This window comes from Bradyrhizobium sp. Ken01, assembly GCF_055807355.1.
The window spans coordinates 120159-134898 of record NZ_JBVVPC010000013.1; the positions used below are offsets into that span (position 1 = coordinate 120159).

Consider the following 14740-nt stretch of genomic DNA (forward strand, 5'->3'; position numbering starts at 1 on the left):
AGTTTCACGTCAGGAGAACTTTTTATGTTGAAGTTGATGCGCCGGGGGCCTCGCGCGTTCGCCTCCAAACTTGCGCTGTCGGTCGTCGCGCTTTCGACCGCACTGGCCTCGCCGGTGCTTGCGGCCGGCAAGACCATCACGGCGGTGATGCATTCGGATCTGCGCATCATCGATCCGATCTTCACCACGGCCTACATCACGCGTGACCATGGCTACATGATCTACGACACGCTCGTGGCGCCCGATTCGAACTTCAAGATCCAGCCGCAGATGGCGGACTGGAAGATCTCCGACGACAAGCTCACCTACACGTTCACGCTGCGCGACGGCCTGAAGTGGCATGACGGTGCGCCAGTGACGGCGGAGGACTGCGTTGCCTCGCTCAAGCGCTGGGGCGCAGTCGACGGCATGGGCCAGAAACTGTTCGACTTCACCGCGAGCATCGAGGCGACCGATGCCAAGACCATCACGCTGAAACTGAAGGAGCCCTACGGCCTCGTGCTCGACTCGATCGGCAAGCCGTCCTCCCGCGTTGCCTTCATGATGCCGAAGCGCCTGGCCGAGACGCCGCCGGACAAGCAGATCCCCGAGCAGATCGGTTCGGGTCCCTTCAAATTCGTGCAGTCGGAATTCCAGCCGGGCGTGAAGGCGGTCTACGTCAAGAACACCGACTACGTGCCGCGCAAGGAGCCGTCGAGCTGGACCTCCGGCGGCAAGGTGGTGAAGGTCGACCGCGTCGAGTGGATCACCATGCCGGACTCGCAGACCGCGGTGAACGCGTTGCAGTCGGGCGACATCGACTTCGTGGAAAATCTGCCTTACGACATGCTTCCGTTGCTGGAGGCGAACAAGGAGATCACGATCGAGGTCTCGAACAAGTTCGGTTTCCAGACTCTCGGCCGGATGAACTTCCTCTATCCGCCGTTCGATAACGTCAAAGTGCGCCGTGCTGCCTTGCTGGCGATCAACCAGAAGGATGTTCTCGACGCACTCGTCGGCAACGCCAAATATCAGAAGATCTGTGGCGCTTTCTTCGTGTGCGATACGCCGTTCGCGACCGAAGTCGGCGGGGAGACGCTGGTGAAGGGCAACGGCATGGCCGAAGCCAAGAAGGCGCTCGCCGAATCCGGCTATGACGGCACCCCGATCGTGATCATGGCCCCCGGCGATGTCACGACGCTGAAGGCGCAGCCGATCGTTGCGGCTCAGTTGCTGCGCGAGGCCGGCTTCAAGGTCGACCTGCAAGCGACCGATTGGCAGACGGTGGTGAGCCGCCGCGCCAGCCAGAAGCCTCCGAAGGAGGGCGGCTGGAACATGTTCTTCACCAACTGGGTCGCGGCCGACGTCTCCAACCCGATCGCCAATCTCTCGATCGGCGGCCAGGGCAAGAAGGGCTGGTTTGGTTGGGCCGAGAACGCCAAGATCGAAAAGCTCAAGGATGACTTCGTTCGCGCCGCCTCGCTCGACGATCAGAAGAAGATCGCCGCTGAGATCCAGAAGGAAGCCTATGAGCAGGTGATCTACATCCCGCTGGGACAGTATCTCCTGCCGAGCGGCTGGCGTAAATCGCTGACCGGCGTGCTCGACGGTCCCGCGACCCCGTTGTTCTGGAACGTCGACAAGTCGGAGTAGGGCGAACTCTTCCTTTCCTCCGGATCACCATGCGGCGCCGCTGTCATCAGCGGCGCCGTTGTCGTTTGTCGATCTTAGTCGTTTGTCGACCTTGCGCCGGCCGAGAAGGCGGACGTTTTCAATCTTTTCCAGTTTCCAATCATTGCTATTTGTTTCCGTACTGAACTAGATGTGCCGTTCTTGCGCATCACCTTCCTTCCTCCATTTGATTCCAGTGCCGATCGATTTTGCATTCCAGGCGATGGCCGAACGGTCCGATCGCGCGCCGGCGCGATGGCGCCGGCCATTCCTGCGTTGGCTCGATGGCGTCGAGACGGGCTGGGCCGCGCCGCTTCTCATCGCCTGCTTCGTCGCGATCTGGACACTCTATCTGGCGGTCGCCTATGCCGGCGGCGGTCTGCACCCCGATACGCTGGAAGCCTGGACGCTGGGGCGGCATTTCGCCTGGGGCTATCACAAGCATCCGCCATTGACCGGCTGGGTTGCCGCGAGCTGGAGCGCCATCTTTCCGCTCAGCGAGTGGTCGCTGCAATTGATGGCGATGGCCAATGCCGGGCTTGCGCTGGTCTTCGTCGACCGGATCGCGCGGCAATTCGTGACGGGGCACAAGCGGGTGCTGTTGCTGTTGCTCCTGATGCTGACACCGGCCTATCAGTTTCATGCCCAGCGCTTCAACGCCAATGCGGTGCTGCTGGCCGTCTGGCCGCTGGCGACCTGGTGCTTCTTGCGCGCATTCGAGACCCGAGCGGCGTCGTGGGCGATCGCCGTGGGATGCACGACGGCGCTGGCCATGGTCGGAAAATATTATTCGATCTTCCTCGTCGCGAGCTTCACGCTTGCCGCGCTGGCACATCCGGCGCGACGCGCCTATTTCACTTCTGCTTCGCCCTGGATCTCGGTGGTCGTCGGGCTTGCAGCGCTGTCACCGCATGTTCATTGGCTCGCGACGACGGGGGCACCGACCTTCACCTACGCGCTGAACCATGTCAACGGCACTGCGGTGAGCTCGCTCGGTGAGGCCAGGAACTTCCTGCTGGGGCTGTTGGCCGCCATCAGCGTGTCAGCCGTCGCCTGGGTGTCTCGTGGTCTGCGGCACAAATTATCCAATCGAGCGCTTTTACACCGTCAACCTCACCGTGGTCGTGGCCAGCGTCGCGCTTACGGCCGTCCTCGTCGCCGCGCCGATCCACGCGGTTTATCGCAACGATCACGGTTACGAGGAGGGGCGCAATTTCTACGCGCAGGCGGCGAGCCGATTGACACGCGAGTGGCGCGAACTGACGGACGAGCCGCTCGCCGGCGTCAGCGGCGACGATTCGCTGGCGTTCGCGACAGCGTTCTACAGCCCGGACCATCCGCACTACGTGCGGCCGTTCGAGGATCAATATCCCGGGGGTTTGCCGCGCAAGGTGACGCTGGACCGCGGCTGGGCCGCGCTCTGTTTCCGCGATCAGGATGATTGCAGCCGGTGGATGGACTGGGTGGCCGGGCGTGCCGGGCACTTCATGAGGCGGGAATTGATTGTACAGGCGCAGCTATGGGGCCGGCCCGGTCTCACACGGGAAGTGGTTGTGCTGATGGTGCCGCCCCGTGGAAGTGGTGCGGCACCCGAAGGCATTGCGGACGATTTCAGCGCCAGCAGGCGCGCAACGCAATAGGCGTCTTCGTCAGCAGTGGCTGTCGCGGACCCGCTCGAGCCCTTCACTCGCGAATGGCACGGTGACGGCGGTCTTTTCGGCGCCCGACGGCGTGCGTTCCGTCTTCGCCCGCTCCGCGGCGTCGTTGTCTTTACGGGGTTTCGGTTCCATTGAAGCGCCTTTTCAAATTGTTGCAGTACAACATCGAGAGCGCCGCGAAGTTCCTCACCCGATGGCGCGATGATGCGGCCTGAACAACCGTCCTCTCTCCACCACCAGCACGATCCGGAGCGCGGCGAGTGACGACACGAAGAACCCGACCGAGAACGGCAGCAACGTGCCGTCGAAGCTTTGCCCGATCGCCATGCCGACGGCGATGCCGATCAGCGTGGTGATCGAGCCGTAGAGCGAGGACGCCGTGCCGGCGATGTGGCCCTGCGGCTCCATCGCGAGTGCGGTGAAGTTGGCAACCATCATGCCGAACGAGAACATCATCAGCGCCGAAAGCACCATGAACAGGGGAAGCGGTAACGCGCCGAGGCTTTCCGTCAGCAGCATCACACCCGCCACCGCGGTGTAGAGCGTCAGCGCGCCGTGCGAGATCACGCGCATGCCGAGGGTCCCGACGAATCTCGCGTTGAGGAAGCCGGCAATGGCGGTGCCGGCCGCGATCGCGGCGAAGGCGAGCGGAAAATAATGGCCAAGATGATAGATGCCGACAAAAACTTGCTGGGCCGAAAATACGTAGGCGAACAGCGCACCCATGACGCTGCCAGCTGCGAGCGCGTAGCCGAGAGTTTGGCGATGGGTCACGGTCTGCCAGTAGGCCGTGAGCACGTCGGCCGGCGCGAGCGACCTGCGTTCGCTCTCAGGCAGGGTCTCCGGAAGCCGCAGCACCGACCATGCAAGCGCGAGCAGACCGTAGAGCATCAGCACGACGAAGATGCCGCGCCACGCCGTCACCAGCAGCACCGCCTGTCCGAACGAGGGGGCGATTACGGGGACGGCGATGAAGATCATCATCGCGAGCGACATCACGCTCGCCATGCGGCGGCCGACGTAACAGTCGCGCACGATCGAGGTCGCGATCACGCGCGTCGCCGAGGTGCCGAAGCCCTGCAATGCGCGCGCCAGCAGCAGCGTCTCGAACGACGGCGCGGCAATCGCCAGCACGCTTGCCACCGCATAGACCGCCATCCCGCCGAGCAGCACCGGGCGGCGGCCGAAGCGGTCCGACAGCGGGCCCATGACGAACTGCCCCGCGCCAAAGCCGATCAGGAAGGTCGACAGCACCAGCTGAAGATGGTTAGCGACGGGGATATTGAAGGCCGACCCGATGTTGGGCAGCGCCGGGAGCATCATGTCCATCGCAAGCGGATTGAGCGCCATGATCGACGCGATCACGATGATGAATTCGGGAAAACCCATGGGGCGGTGTCCCGAGGACACCCAATCGTCGGCATTGACGTCGGACAAGTAGCTCACCTCTGATTTGAGGTCCTTGTCTAACCCCGATGCTGCGTTGCACAAGCGATGATTCGGGATGGCTGGCAGGCGGTGCAGGAGCAGGCAGGAATTGATGAGGTATCAGCGCTTGCGGCCGCGGCGGTCGGTGGGATCGTCCGCGCAGCTCTCGTGGTGCGGGCAGCCGGGGTCGAACCGGCACAGCGCTTGCGCGCCGAGGGATTTTAAGTCCCTTGCGTCTACCAATTCCGCCATGCCCGCTTGATCCAACGAGATCAGCCACTTAAGTCCCTTACCGGCGGTCTGGAATTGGCGTTTGCAGGCCGGAAGGGCGGTTCTTCCTTAGGCGAGCCGGCGGCACAAGGCAAAGCCTCAATCCGGACATCTGTTGTTGCTTTAGGCATTCTCAATCGACGGGGACTATTCATCCGACATGTCTGCTTTGGTCCAATCTCGCCTGCGCACGTGCTGCGTGGCCGCCGCGCTGCTCGCGGCCGGCTTCGCGCTGTCCGGCTGCGCCGGCATGAGCGAGACGGTCGCTCCGGCCTTTGCCGATCCCGCCAAGTACGAATTGTACGATTGCAAGCAGCTCGAAGGCGAGCGCAAGTCGCTCGCCAGCCGCACCGCTGATTTGCAGAGGCTGATGGACAAGGCACAAACCGGCGCGGGCGGCGCCGTGGTGTCGGAGCTTGCCTACCGCAACGATTACGTCGCGGTACGCGGGCAGGCGCAGATGGCCGATGACGCTTGGCGCCGCAACAGGTGCCGGGAAACGCCGCCCGAGGCGCCCGCGGCCAATCCTGGTCTGAACCAGCCTGGCCCGAAATCGACAAGAGCAGTGCGCTGAAACGTCCTGCCATCAGCGTCTCGCGTCAGGGCCGCCAGCCGTAGATCCAGTCCTGCCGTGCCAGCATGCGTTCCGGGCCGAGCGCCCGGACCGCAAGATCGCGCGCGAACGCGAGCGGCCCAGTGAAATGATAGATGCGGCCCTGCTGCCGCGCAGTCCGCTGCACCCGCCGCACGCGCGCCTGACGCGTCCGGCCGTATTGTTTCAGCGCAGCCGTGATTCCCGCGGTGCTCTCGGCGATCTCAGGGCTCAAATGCTGCGCGAGCACCGCAGCGTCCTCGATTGCCATGCCGGCGCCCTGCGCCGCAAACGGCAGCATCGCATGCACGGCGTCGCCGAGCAGCGCGACCGACCCTTTGCTCCAGGGGCAGTCGTCGGGGACGCCGAACAGCGCCCATTTCCGCCAGCTGTCGATCGTGGCGAGCATCATGCGCGCCGCTGGCGGCCAGCGCGGCGCGGCGAAGGCGTCCATCACCTCGCGGGGATCGCCGGGCGTGCTCCAGCCCGGTCTGTTCCAGGTGCCCGGCAGCACCGCGACCACGTTGATCTGGCGTCCGCCCGCGATCGGGTAGGCGACGAGATGGGCATTCGGGCCCATCCAGAGCTGGACCCGGCGCGTGGTGTAGTCCTTCGGCAGTTGCGTGGCATCGAGCGTACCGCGCCAGGCAATCAGCCCGGAGAAGCGCGGCTGCACCTCCGGAAACAGATGCTGGCGCACCGTCGACCAGATGCCGTCGGCGCCGATCAGCGCACTGGCGAGATCGCTGCGCCGGATCGTGCCGCTGCGATGGACGACCGTCAGCCCCTTGGCGTGAGGCGCGACGTCTTCGAAGGTCGCGCCGAGTTTCAAGTCGATATCGGGATGGTCGGAGACTGCGCCGGCGAGGGCGGTTTGCAGGTCGGCGCGGTGCACCACCCAATAGGGGGCGCCGGCGCGCGCGGCGGCGGCTTCTCCCAGCGGCATCCGCAACAGTTCGCCGCCGGCCCGCGCGCTCATGATCGAGACCGCCTCCGGGATCACGGCGCGCAGCTTGAGGTGCTCGGCAAGGCCGAGCTCGACCAGCACGCGGCTGGCATTGGGGGAGAGTTGCAGGCCGGCGCCGACTTCCTCGAGCCGCTCGGCCTTTTCCAGGACGACGATGCGGAAGCCGCGGGCCGCGAGCGCAAGCGCAGCCGTTAGTCCACCTATGCCGGCACCGGCGATGACAATCGTTCGGGAGAGCGCCACCCCTGGCCGATGGAAGCGGTCAGGCCACCTTGTCCTTCAGGACGCATTCCGGCGGACGGGCTTCGCCCGCCTTCAAGTCGGCGGCGAAACGGTACAACGTCGAGCAGTAGGGGCAGATGATCTCGTTGTCATTGCCGAGGTCGAGGAAGACGTGCGGATGATCGAACGGAGGGTTGGCGCCCACGCACATGAACTCTTGCGAGCCGATCTCGATGACGGGGACACCGGCATCGTTGTGGAAGTGCGGGACGACATGGTCGGACATCGTACTCATCCTGGAGTGGCAATGGCGGCAGACAACAATCATGACTGACGCGGCATTATTAAGGCGCCGCGGACCATACTGTTGGGTGTAGATGATTGCTAGTCCAGCGGAACCGAAAGCTCCGCAATGCCCCATGCTCATTTGCTCATGCAAATTCGACACAATCTTGCGGCCTGAGAGAAGCCCTTCTTTCGTCGGGGACGTTGTGTCGCAATTTTGGCATACTATCTCGGTGGACGAGCGTAATTGCGACGAAAGACGAACCGTCAGGCGTCAACGATCTCAGGACCGTCCAGGCTCTCCGCATGAAGTGGTTGCGAATCAGCACAGCGTTGACCGGTATCGCGGCATGCGGCTTCTTGCTCGCGCAGGTAGCACCGCACGCCCGAGAGGCCGGCGCGATTCTGGCCGCCCGGGACGATCCCGCCGCGCTGTCCGAGATCAAGCTCGACGCACTGCTGCGGCACAACGACCGCCTGATTCAGGACAACATCGAGGCCGCGCTTGCATCGGGCGATGCCGATCTCGCCGACAGTTTTGTCGCGCTGGCGCGCGACCGGAACATCGCGCTGCCTGACAACCTCCTGAGCCGTGTCAGCGACGCGGTCAAAGCCGAAGATTCCACCTCGCATTTCGCAAAACGGTTTGCCACGGGTCTCGTCACCGGCAACGCGGACGATGTTGCGAGCTTGTCGGGGACCGTGGCCGGCGATCTCTTCGTCATCGGCGACATCAGGGATGTCGTGCGCGAGGGCAAGCACCTCGCCATGGGCGAGGAGACCGATCGCCTCGTGCTGGGCCTTGCGGCCGCGGGTCTCGCCGTCACGGCCGTGACCTACGTGTCTGTCGGCGGTGCCGCGCCGGTTCGCGCCGGGCTGACGCTGGTGAAGGACGCGCGCAAGGTGGGCCGGCTCGGCGAGGGATTGGCGGCATGGGCCGGCCGGTCCGCACGCGAGGTCGTCGATACCCCGATGCTCCAGAACGCGGTTGCCTCCGGCTCCGTGTTGCGGCCGGGCCAGACCTTGAGCGCGATCAAGGCTGCGTTCCGCGCCGAGAAAGCCGGCGCGCTGGTTCGGCTCGGCAAGGATGTCACGCGAGTCGTCGAGAAGACCGGCACGCGCGGCGCGATGGATAGCCTGCGCATCGCTGAAGGTCCCAAGGACGTCGCACGCGCGGCGCGGCTCGCGGAAGCCCAGGGCGGCAAGACGCGCGCGATCCTGAAGCTGCTCGGCCGCGGCGCGCTGCTGCTGATCGGCGGGGCGTTCAATCTTGCACTCTGGCTGTTCGGCGCGGCCTTGACGCTGTTCGGTCTGTTGTCCTCGATCAAGGCGACGACGGAGCGCCTGACCCAGGCCTGGTGCGATCGCAGGCGGGCGCGGCGACTTCGCCAGGCCCGGATCGCCGAGGCCGTCCTGACAAGCGCTGCCGTCACGGCCTAAGATACCTCTTCCCCTCAAGATTGCGGAACTGATGATGCCGAGCTTTCACAACGGCGCCGTTGAAATTGCCTATCTCGACGAAGGCGAGGGCGATCCGATCATCCTGGTGCACGGCTTTGCCTCCAGCAAGAACGTGAACTGGGTCTATCCGACCTGGGTCTCGGAGCTGCGCAAGAACGGCCGTCGCGTCATTGCCCTCGACAATCGCGGCCATGGCGAAAGCGCAAAGCTCTACGAGCCCGCGCAGTACTCGATCCCGACCATGGCCGGCGACGTGCTCGCGCTGATGGATCACCTCGCCATCCCGCAGGCCGATCTCATGGGTTATTCGATGGGCGGACGGATGACGGCCTGGCTCTCCCTCAACGAGCCGCAGCGCCTGCGTTCGGCAATCCTCGGCGGCATCGGCATCGGCGGCCTGATCGAGGGCACCGGGCCCGGCGAGAACGTGGCAAAGGCGCTGGAAGCGCCCTCGCTCGACGACGTCTCCGATCCCGTCGGACGGACGTTTCGTGCTTTTGCAGACCAGACCCGTTCCGACCGCAAGGCGCTCGCCGCCTGCCTGCGCGGCACGCGCGATCTCATGACCAAGGACGAAGCCGCGCGCATCGACGTGCCCGTGCTGATCGCGGTCGGCTCGACCGACGACGTCGCGGGCTCGGCCAGCGCACTCGGCGCCATCATCCCGGGTTCGGAAGTGCTCGACATTCCGAACCGCGATCACATGCGGGCGGTCGGCGACAAGGTCTACAAGACTGGCGTGCTCGATTTCCTGTCACGCCGCGGCTGAGGTCTCGTCCGCGGCCTCATCGCCGAACGAGCGAAACAGCGCCATCAGCACCACGAAGGTCGCAACCCACACCATCCGCGCGCCGTAGCGATCATGGGGGCCGGAGATGACGGCGCAGATGAAGGCGTTGCCGAGCAGCGCCAGGGTCACGGTCGCCGCCAGCAGCGTCAGATCGTCCAGCCGGCGATGTGCGAGCGCGTGGCCGAGCAGCACGAGGAGCGCCAGCATCGAGGCCAGCGCGACGGGCACGTGCAGCCAGTTAACGTAGTCGAAGTCGAGGGCCCAGTTCTGCTGGCGCGCCGCCCGCATCGGCGCGACCTGGGAGGGGATGTAGCGCTCGATGATGCCGTAGGTGTGCGGGATCCAGACACTTGCGCCTTCGCCGGTCGCCACATGCAGCAGTTGCTGGCCCATCGCCCGCAACGCCGCGCCGACCTGCCAGGCGGGATAGTCGGCGAGCGAACCCACGACGATGGCGCCCATCTCGTCGTTCATGCCCTCGAACCGGCCTAGCGTGTTGAACATGCTCTTGCCCCACAGGAATTCGTCGGCGGTCGCCGGCAATTGGTCGCGATAGGGGCAGAGCTTGAGTTTTTCGCGCGGGCAATGGTCGTTGAGATAACGCGCGACGATGCCGTCCTGCATCATGCGGCCGAAGGCGACCCCCGTGCCGCCGGGGGTCCAGGCCCATTTGCCTGACAGCGCATGGTTGGCTGACACCAGCATCAGCCCGCCCACGATGATGGTCAGGCTCGCCTGCGCCAGTCCTGCGACGGGCAGACGCGCGCGCAGGAATGGCCGCATCATCCAGCCTGCAACGCAGAGACCGAGCAGCACGCCGAGCGTGGCGCTGTGGGTCGCAGCGGCAAAGGCGGTGAAGACGAACAGCGTGATCTTTTCGAGCGCGGAGGTCCGCTGTCCACCGATGACCAGCAGGAATAGCGACAGCACCGACAGGCCTGCAAAGATGTCGGTGAGCAACATGCTGGCCAGCCAGGGCAGCGCAGTCGACAGGATCAGAAGCAGGCTGATCGCGATGAAGCGGAACGTCTGCATCATCGAGAGCACGCGCAAGGTGAGCTGCAACAGCCACAGCGTCGCCAGCGACTGGACCGCGAGGTTGATCCAGAAACCAGAACTCTCGCCATAGTGCAGATAGATGCCGAACACCGTGGAGCGGCTCGGGACGAGATAGCCCTCGTACCAGCGCGCCAGATAGCCTCCGGTATCCCATTGCAACAGCGGATAGCCGTTCCAGAACGCCGGCGCGATCAACAGCAGCGGCAGGGCGATCCCGGCCAGCCGCAGCCAGAGTGAGCCCGCGGCGCCCGCGCGCGCATGATCAGTGGTGATGGTCAAATCCGCTCCGTCCTCACTCGGACCATGCCCGCAATCACGGTTGAGGCGGAATTCACCAATAGTTTGACGCCGCCCGGCTTGAATTTGGCGAAACCCTGACCATTTTGAGCCGACCTTGCCGCCCGGGGTGTCGGAAGAAACTGTTGTGATTCAACGTGTTGGCATACCCTCGCTGGGCAACACACTGTTCACTCTCAGGCAAGCCCGTCAGGACTTTGTCGCCTAGACTGTGTTATAGAACCAGTGAAACGAGCCAATTCGAAAGAGCAGATCTCATGGCAGTGCATCAGGTCAATCCGGGAGGAAAGCTCGCAACGCTCGATCCGATCTGGGATCGGATCCGCGGCGAAGCGGAGGACATCGTCCATCGCGAGCCGGAGCTTGCGACCTTCATCTATTCGACGGTGCTGCATCACAGCCGCCTGGAAGATGCGGTGATTCATCGTGTCGCCGACCGGCTCGATCACTCCGCGCTGTCGGGCGATCTCGTGCGCCAGACCTATGACGAGGCATTGCGCGACGATCCCGATCTCGGCAACGCCTTCCGCGCCGATCTCGTCGCCGTCTACGACCGCGACCCCGCGACCTCGCGCTTCATCGATCCCTTGCTCTATTTCAAGGGCTTTCACGCCATCCAGACCCACCGCCTCGCACATTGGCTCTATCTGAAGGGCCGCAAGGATTTTGCGTATTATCTGCAGAGCCGGGCATCTGCGGTCTTCCAGACCGACATCAATCCCGCCGCGCGTATCGGCCGCGGCATCTTCCTCGACCACGCCACCGGCTTCGTCTGCGGTGAGACGGCGCTGATCGAGGACGACGTTTCGATCCTGCACGGCGTCACGCTCGGCGGCACCGGCAAGGAGAACGAGGACCGCCATCCGAAAATCCGTCACGGCGTCCTGATCGGCGCCGGCGCGAAGATCCTCGGCAACATCGAGATCGGTCATTGCGCCCGCATCGCGGCGGGCTCGGTCGTGGTCAAACCGGTGCCGCACAACGTGACGGTCGCGGGCGTGCCCGCCAAGGTCGTCGGCGAAGCCGGCTGCGCCGAGCCGTCGCGCACCATGGATCAGATGATCAACGCCATGGGACTTTAACGCCATGGGACTTTGAGATGGGTCTCTGAGAGGGGACTCTGAGGCGGGACTTCGAGCTTGTCGGAAGGGGCGGATTTTGCCCCTTTTGTCCGCAAAATTCTTTGGCAATTCATGCTGGCGGTTGGTCGCGTCTCGTCCTAAAACCCGCGCCAACCCAGATTTCGATTGGAGACTTGCCGTGGACGTCAAGGAAGTTAGGAAGCTCGACGCGTATCTGAAGCGCGTATTCGGCAATCCCAAGATCCGCGTCGTGCCGCGGCCGAAGAAGGATGATTCCGCCGAGGTCTATATCGGCGAGGAATTCATCGGTGTGCTCTTCGTCGATGACGAGGACGACGATCGCTCGTTCCAGTTCCAGATGGCGATCCTCGAGGACGACCTGGTCGACCAGGAATAGTTTTCTTTTCGTCATTGCGAGCGAAGCAATCCAAAGTCTCTCCGTGGACGCGGTCTGGATTGCTTCGCTTTGCTCGCAATTACGGATCCTATTCCCGCAGCTCATACGCTATTTCTTTGCAAGAACACGCAGCCGCGCCGTGGCATCGGCGACAGTGATGCCGGCTGCATCGACGAGCTTGGCTTGCACGACCATGTCGCGATCGGTCTGCTCGACAACACGCGCCCGGGCCGTGATGGGGCCGACCGCTGCCGGCTTCAGGAAGCGAGTATCAAGACTCTTTGTGACGACGGTCAACTCGGACGAGAGCGCGGCCAGCGCACAGATACCGGTGGCGGAGTCAAGCATCGCCGCCAGAAATCCGCCCTGGATCGTCCCGTGCCTGTTGGTGAAAGCCGGCTGAGCCTGGAAGCGGATTAGCGCATCCCCGTTGTCGTCGAAGCCAAGCCATTCCCGTCCCAGCAACTGGGCTCCGGGCGGGAGATCTGCTGCCGCATCGTTCAAGTCGATCGCCCCATGATGGCATCATGCTCCTGTTTTGCCCGACGGGTCAAGTTCGATTACGAAAAACCGAAGTATCAAAAATGCGAAGTGATTACAGACGCCTGGCTACTGTGCATGGGGTTGTTTTCGAGATTATTGTTGGGACGGCTCCAGGCTTGTCCCCGCATGCCTGTCGCGCGGCACGGCAGAGACGCCGCGCTCAGCCCCGCGGCCCGCGCAATTGCGCCGTGAGGCGGTCCATCGCTTCCGCCGCATCGCGCCATTGCGACAGCCAGCTGCGCGGAAAGCGGAAGGTGAGGTCGGCGCCGCCGACGCGGCGTTCGGCGAGGCACATGCCGGGCGTCGCTCCATCGCGGGTGCAGCGCGCGGTCAGCGCGGGACTTGCGGCAGAATAGAGATCCTCGCTGCCATAGGGCGTGTCGACACGGAATATCCGCATCGTCAGCCCGTCCTGAGGCATTGCCGCGGCCTGGTCGAGATAGCGCGGATAGATCGTGGCTGCGCGCTGCTCGGGCGACAGCGCATCGCGATGCGCGGCGATCGACAGGAAGATGCGGTCGATCGGCTGCATCGCCGCATCCACGCTATCGGCGGTGACGTGCTTCGGCGCGCCCGGCGGCTCCAGCGAAGGGTACAGGAAATCGAGATCGATCCGCTCCTGCGGCCCGGAGTGGCGCTGGATCTTCATGCGGATCGCGTTGGTCGGCAGGTTGAACAGCGTGCCGCCGACGCTCACCGGCAGCTTGTCCGGGGCGCTCGCGCCGCTCGGGCCCCAGGTCGGCCACAACAAATAGGCGACGAGCGCGACGGCACACACCGCGGCAATGCCGCCGAGCACGATCGGGACCACGTGGGCCCGGGTGCGCGCCCGGGGAGACTGGGGGGAGGTTGCCGAAAACACCGTCATGAGCCGCAATGAGCCGGAAGTCGGCCGATGGCCGACGAATCAGCGGCGAATATGCCACGCGGCTGCGATTTCGCGGAGCGTTCACCGGCTGCACGAAAGGGAGAGAGGCCTGCGTGGGTCGGCCGGCGGCGTTAACCTTCCCTTAAGGATAATGTAGCGTTAACCGGCACTCTTTGTCACAGGAAGGCACCTCGCGTTGCGTAAGGGCGGACCGTTCCGATGACACCTGAAGCTCTCAATACCTTCTTCTCGATCGGCATCGGTTTCGCGCTCGCGGGAGCGCTCGTGAGCGGATACCAGACGATCGCACAGCGGCCGGCCGGCTTCGGTCTGTTGCAGGACGGCGTGGCGCCGAAGACCTTCGCGGCGGTTCCGTTCCTGGTGTTCGCAGCGCCTTTCATCATCATGCGCAACACCCTGCGCGGCAGGCAGCTGGAGAGCCGCCGCGTCGAATTCGTGATGATGGCGACCGTCATCGCCGGCTTCTGGAGCATGATGAGCGGCACCTTCTTCCTGATGACGCTCCGCGCGGCCGGCGTTCTGGTCTGATGCCCGCCCTGTAGGGCTGCCTGCGCGGCGGCCCTTTGCGTCGAGGCTGCCGTTTCGCTATGGCTGGGGTTGACGCGACAGGAGACCCTCATGGCGATCTACGAGCTCGACGGGCAAGCGCCCGACCTTCCCGCCGACGGCAATTACTTCATCGCGGAGACCGCCACCGTGATCGGCCGCGTGCGCCTGAAGCCGGGCGCGAGCGTCTGGTTCGGTGCGGTGCTGCGCGGCGACAATGAGTGGATCGAGATCGGCGACGGCGCCAACGTGCAGGACGGCTCGACCTGCCACACCGATCTCGGCTTTCCGCTTCACATCGGCAGGAACTGCACGGTCGGCCATAACGTCATCCTGCACGGCTGCACCATCGAGGAGGGCGCGCTCGTCGGCATGGGCTCCATCGTGATGAACGGCGCCAGGATCGGCCGCAACAGCATCGTCGGCGCCGGCTCCGTCATCACCGAGGGTAAGCAATTCCCCGAACGGTCTCTGATCATCGGTTCGCCGGCGCGGGTGATCCGCACGCTCGACGACGCCCAGGTGCAGAAGATGGGTAGCGCGGCGAAGTTCTACGTCGCCAACGGCCCGCGCTTCACGAAGGGCCTCAAGCGGATCGGGTGAG

Annotated in this window: 15 protein-coding genes, 1 tRNA gene and 1 pseudogene; 9 read left to right on the top strand and 8 right to left on the bottom strand. The window is 64.4% G+C overall.

Translation table 11 applies throughout. From position 1 onward, the window contains the following. The first annotated feature begins 24 nt into the window (after positions 1 to 24). Together AC0L3S_RS15515 and AC0L3S_RS15520 are read left to right on the top strand one after the other, a co-directional pair. Positions 25 to 1632, top strand: a complete 1608-nt coding sequence (locus tag AC0L3S_RS15515) for an ABC transporter substrate-binding protein (protein ID WP_473279644.1) — start codon at positions 25 to 27, stop codon at positions 1630 to 1632. Between the two features lie 205 nt (positions 1633 to 1837). Next, positions 1838 to 3290, top strand: a pseudogene (locus AC0L3S_RS15520) (glycosyltransferase family 39 protein). Positions 3291 to 3299: 9 nt separating this feature from the next. Here AC0L3S_RS15520 and AC0L3S_RS15525 read toward each other — a convergent pair. The 3 genes from AC0L3S_RS15525 to AC0L3S_RS15535 all read right to left on the bottom strand — a co-directional run bounded on the left by AC0L3S_RS15525 (position 3300) and on the right by AC0L3S_RS15535 (position 4994). Continuing rightward, on the bottom strand, positions 3300 to 3440 hold the full coding sequence (locus tag AC0L3S_RS15525; protein WP_473279645.1) for a hypothetical protein: 141 nt from the start codon (positions 3438 to 3440) through the stop codon (positions 3300 to 3302). 54 nt (positions 3441 to 3494) lie between these two features. After that, positions 3495 to 4745: a multidrug effflux MFS transporter gene (locus AC0L3S_RS15530; RefSeq protein ID WP_473279646.1), complete on the bottom strand. Its 1251-nt coding sequence runs from the start codon at positions 4743 to 4745 to the stop codon at positions 3495 to 3497. Between the two features lie 160 nt (positions 4746 to 4905). Next, positions 4906 to 4994, bottom strand: a tRNA-Leu gene (locus AC0L3S_RS15535). 172 nt (positions 4995 to 5166) lie between these two features. Between AC0L3S_RS15535 and AC0L3S_RS15540 the strand changes: the two genes are divergently transcribed. Continuing rightward, entirely contained in the window at positions 5167 to 5580 is a 414-nt protein-coding gene (locus tag AC0L3S_RS15540) for a twin-arginine translocation pathway signal (protein WP_473258825.1), read from the top strand. Positions 5581 to 5605: 25 nt separating this feature from the next. Here AC0L3S_RS15540 and AC0L3S_RS15545 read toward each other — a convergent pair whose 3' ends face one another. Next, positions 5606 to 6808, bottom strand: coding sequence for an FAD-dependent monooxygenase (locus tag AC0L3S_RS15545; protein ID WP_473279647.1), 1203 nt, complete (start codon positions 6806 to 6808; stop codon positions 5606 to 5608). Positions 6809 to 6827: 19 nt separating this feature from the next. Beyond that, on the bottom strand, positions 6828 to 7073 hold the full coding sequence (locus AC0L3S_RS15550) for a zinc-finger domain-containing protein (RefSeq protein WP_007602543.1): 246 nt from the start codon (positions 7071 to 7073) through the stop codon (positions 6828 to 6830). Between the two features lie 305 nt (positions 7074 to 7378). Here AC0L3S_RS15550 and AC0L3S_RS15555 point away from each other — a divergent pair, with 305 nt between their 5' ends. Together AC0L3S_RS15555 and AC0L3S_RS15560 are read left to right on the top strand one after the other, a co-directional pair. After that, positions 7379 to 8512 carry a hypothetical protein gene (locus tag AC0L3S_RS15555; protein WP_473258821.1) on the top strand — a complete coding sequence of 378 codons (1134 nt, stop codon included), beginning with the start codon at positions 7379 to 7381 and terminating at the stop codon, positions 8510 to 8512. A gap of 34 nt (positions 8513 to 8546) precedes the next feature. After that, positions 8547 to 9302, top strand: a complete 756-nt coding sequence (locus tag AC0L3S_RS15560) for an alpha/beta fold hydrolase (RefSeq protein WP_007611849.1) — start codon at positions 8547 to 8549, stop codon at positions 9300 to 9302. On the opposite strand, the gene AC0L3S_RS15565 is transcribed toward AC0L3S_RS15560, so the two are convergent. Then, on the bottom strand, positions 9288 to 10661 hold the full coding sequence (locus AC0L3S_RS15565; protein WP_473279649.1) for a hypothetical protein: 1374 nt from the start codon (positions 10659 to 10661) through the stop codon (positions 9288 to 9290). The genes AC0L3S_RS15560 and AC0L3S_RS15565 overlap by 15 nt on opposite strands. A 275-nt stretch (positions 10662 to 10936) precedes the next feature. Here AC0L3S_RS15565 and cysE point away from each other — a divergent pair, with 275 nt between their 5' ends. Together cysE and AC0L3S_RS15575 are read left to right on the top strand one after the other, a co-directional pair. After that, on the top strand, positions 10937 to 11761 hold the full coding sequence (gene cysE, locus AC0L3S_RS15570; protein WP_007602549.1) for a serine O-acetyltransferase: 825 nt from the start codon (positions 10937 to 10939) through the stop codon (positions 11759 to 11761). Positions 11762 to 11939: 178 nt separating this feature from the next. Beyond that, positions 11940 to 12158: a DUF3126 family protein gene (locus tag AC0L3S_RS15575; RefSeq protein WP_007602550.1), complete on the top strand. Its 219-nt coding sequence runs from the start codon at positions 11940 to 11942 to the stop codon at positions 12156 to 12158. A 108-nt stretch (positions 12159 to 12266) separates the two neighbouring features. Here the strand turns inward: AC0L3S_RS15575 and AC0L3S_RS15580 are convergent, their stop codons facing one another. Together AC0L3S_RS15580 and AC0L3S_RS15585 are read right to left on the bottom strand one after the other, a co-directional pair. After that, positions 12267 to 12662, bottom strand: a complete 396-nt coding sequence (locus AC0L3S_RS15580; protein WP_473279651.1) for a PaaI family thioesterase — start codon at positions 12660 to 12662, stop codon at positions 12267 to 12269. Positions 12663 to 12861: 199 nt separating this feature from the next. Further along, on the bottom strand, positions 12862 to 13569 hold the full coding sequence (locus AC0L3S_RS15585) for a hypothetical protein (RefSeq protein WP_473279653.1): 708 nt from the start codon (positions 13567 to 13569) through the stop codon (positions 12862 to 12864). 219 nt (positions 13570 to 13788) lie between these two features. On the opposite strand from AC0L3S_RS15585, the gene AC0L3S_RS15590 reads away from it, so the two are divergent. Continuing rightward, complete coding sequence (locus tag AC0L3S_RS15590) at positions 13789 to 14118, top strand: DUF6949 family protein (protein WP_473258810.1); 330 nt, start codon at positions 13789 to 13791, stop codon at positions 14116 to 14118. A gap of 90 nt (positions 14119 to 14208) precedes the next feature. Next, positions 14209 to 14739: a gamma carbonic anhydrase family protein gene (locus AC0L3S_RS15595; protein WP_473279655.1), complete on the top strand. Its 531-nt coding sequence runs from the start codon at positions 14209 to 14211 to the stop codon at positions 14737 to 14739. Position 14740 lies beyond the last annotated feature (1 nt).

Bases quoted from the DNA above. Each gene is read 5' to 3' on its own strand.
- AC0L3S_RS15515 (WP_473279644.1), top strand. From the start codon at position 25: ATGTTGAAGTTGATGCGCCGGGGGCCTCGCGCGTTCGCCTCCAAACTT.
- AC0L3S_RS15525 (WP_473279645.1), bottom strand. From the start codon at position 3,440: ATGGAACCGAAACCCCGTAAAGACAACGACGCCGCGGAGCGGGCGAAG.
- AC0L3S_RS15540 (WP_473258825.1), top strand. From the start codon at position 5,167: ATGTCTGCTTTGGTCCAATCTCGCCTGCGCACGTGCTGCGTGGCCGCC.
- AC0L3S_RS15550 (WP_007602543.1), bottom strand. From the start codon at position 7,073: ATGTCCGACCATGTCGTCCCGCACTTCCACAACGATGCCGGTGTCCCC.
- AC0L3S_RS15555 (WP_473258821.1), top strand. From the start codon at position 7,379: ATGAAGTGGTTGCGAATCAGCACAGCGTTGACCGGTATCGCGGCATGC.
- AC0L3S_RS15560 (WP_007611849.1), top strand. From the start codon at position 8,547: ATGCCGAGCTTTCACAACGGCGCCGTTGAAATTGCCTATCTCGACGAA.
- cysE (WP_007602549.1), top strand. From the start codon at position 10,937: ATGGCAGTGCATCAGGTCAATCCGGGAGGAAAGCTCGCAACGCTCGAT.
- AC0L3S_RS15585 (WP_473279653.1), bottom strand. From the start codon at position 13,569: ATGACGGTGTTTTCGGCAACCTCCCCCCAGTCTCCCCGGGCGCGCACC.
- AC0L3S_RS15590 (WP_473258810.1), top strand. From the start codon at position 13,789: ATGACACCTGAAGCTCTCAATACCTTCTTCTCGATCGGCATCGGTTTC.
- AC0L3S_RS15595 (WP_473279655.1), top strand. From the start codon at position 14,209: ATGGCGATCTACGAGCTCGACGGGCAAGCGCCCGACCTTCCCGCCGAC.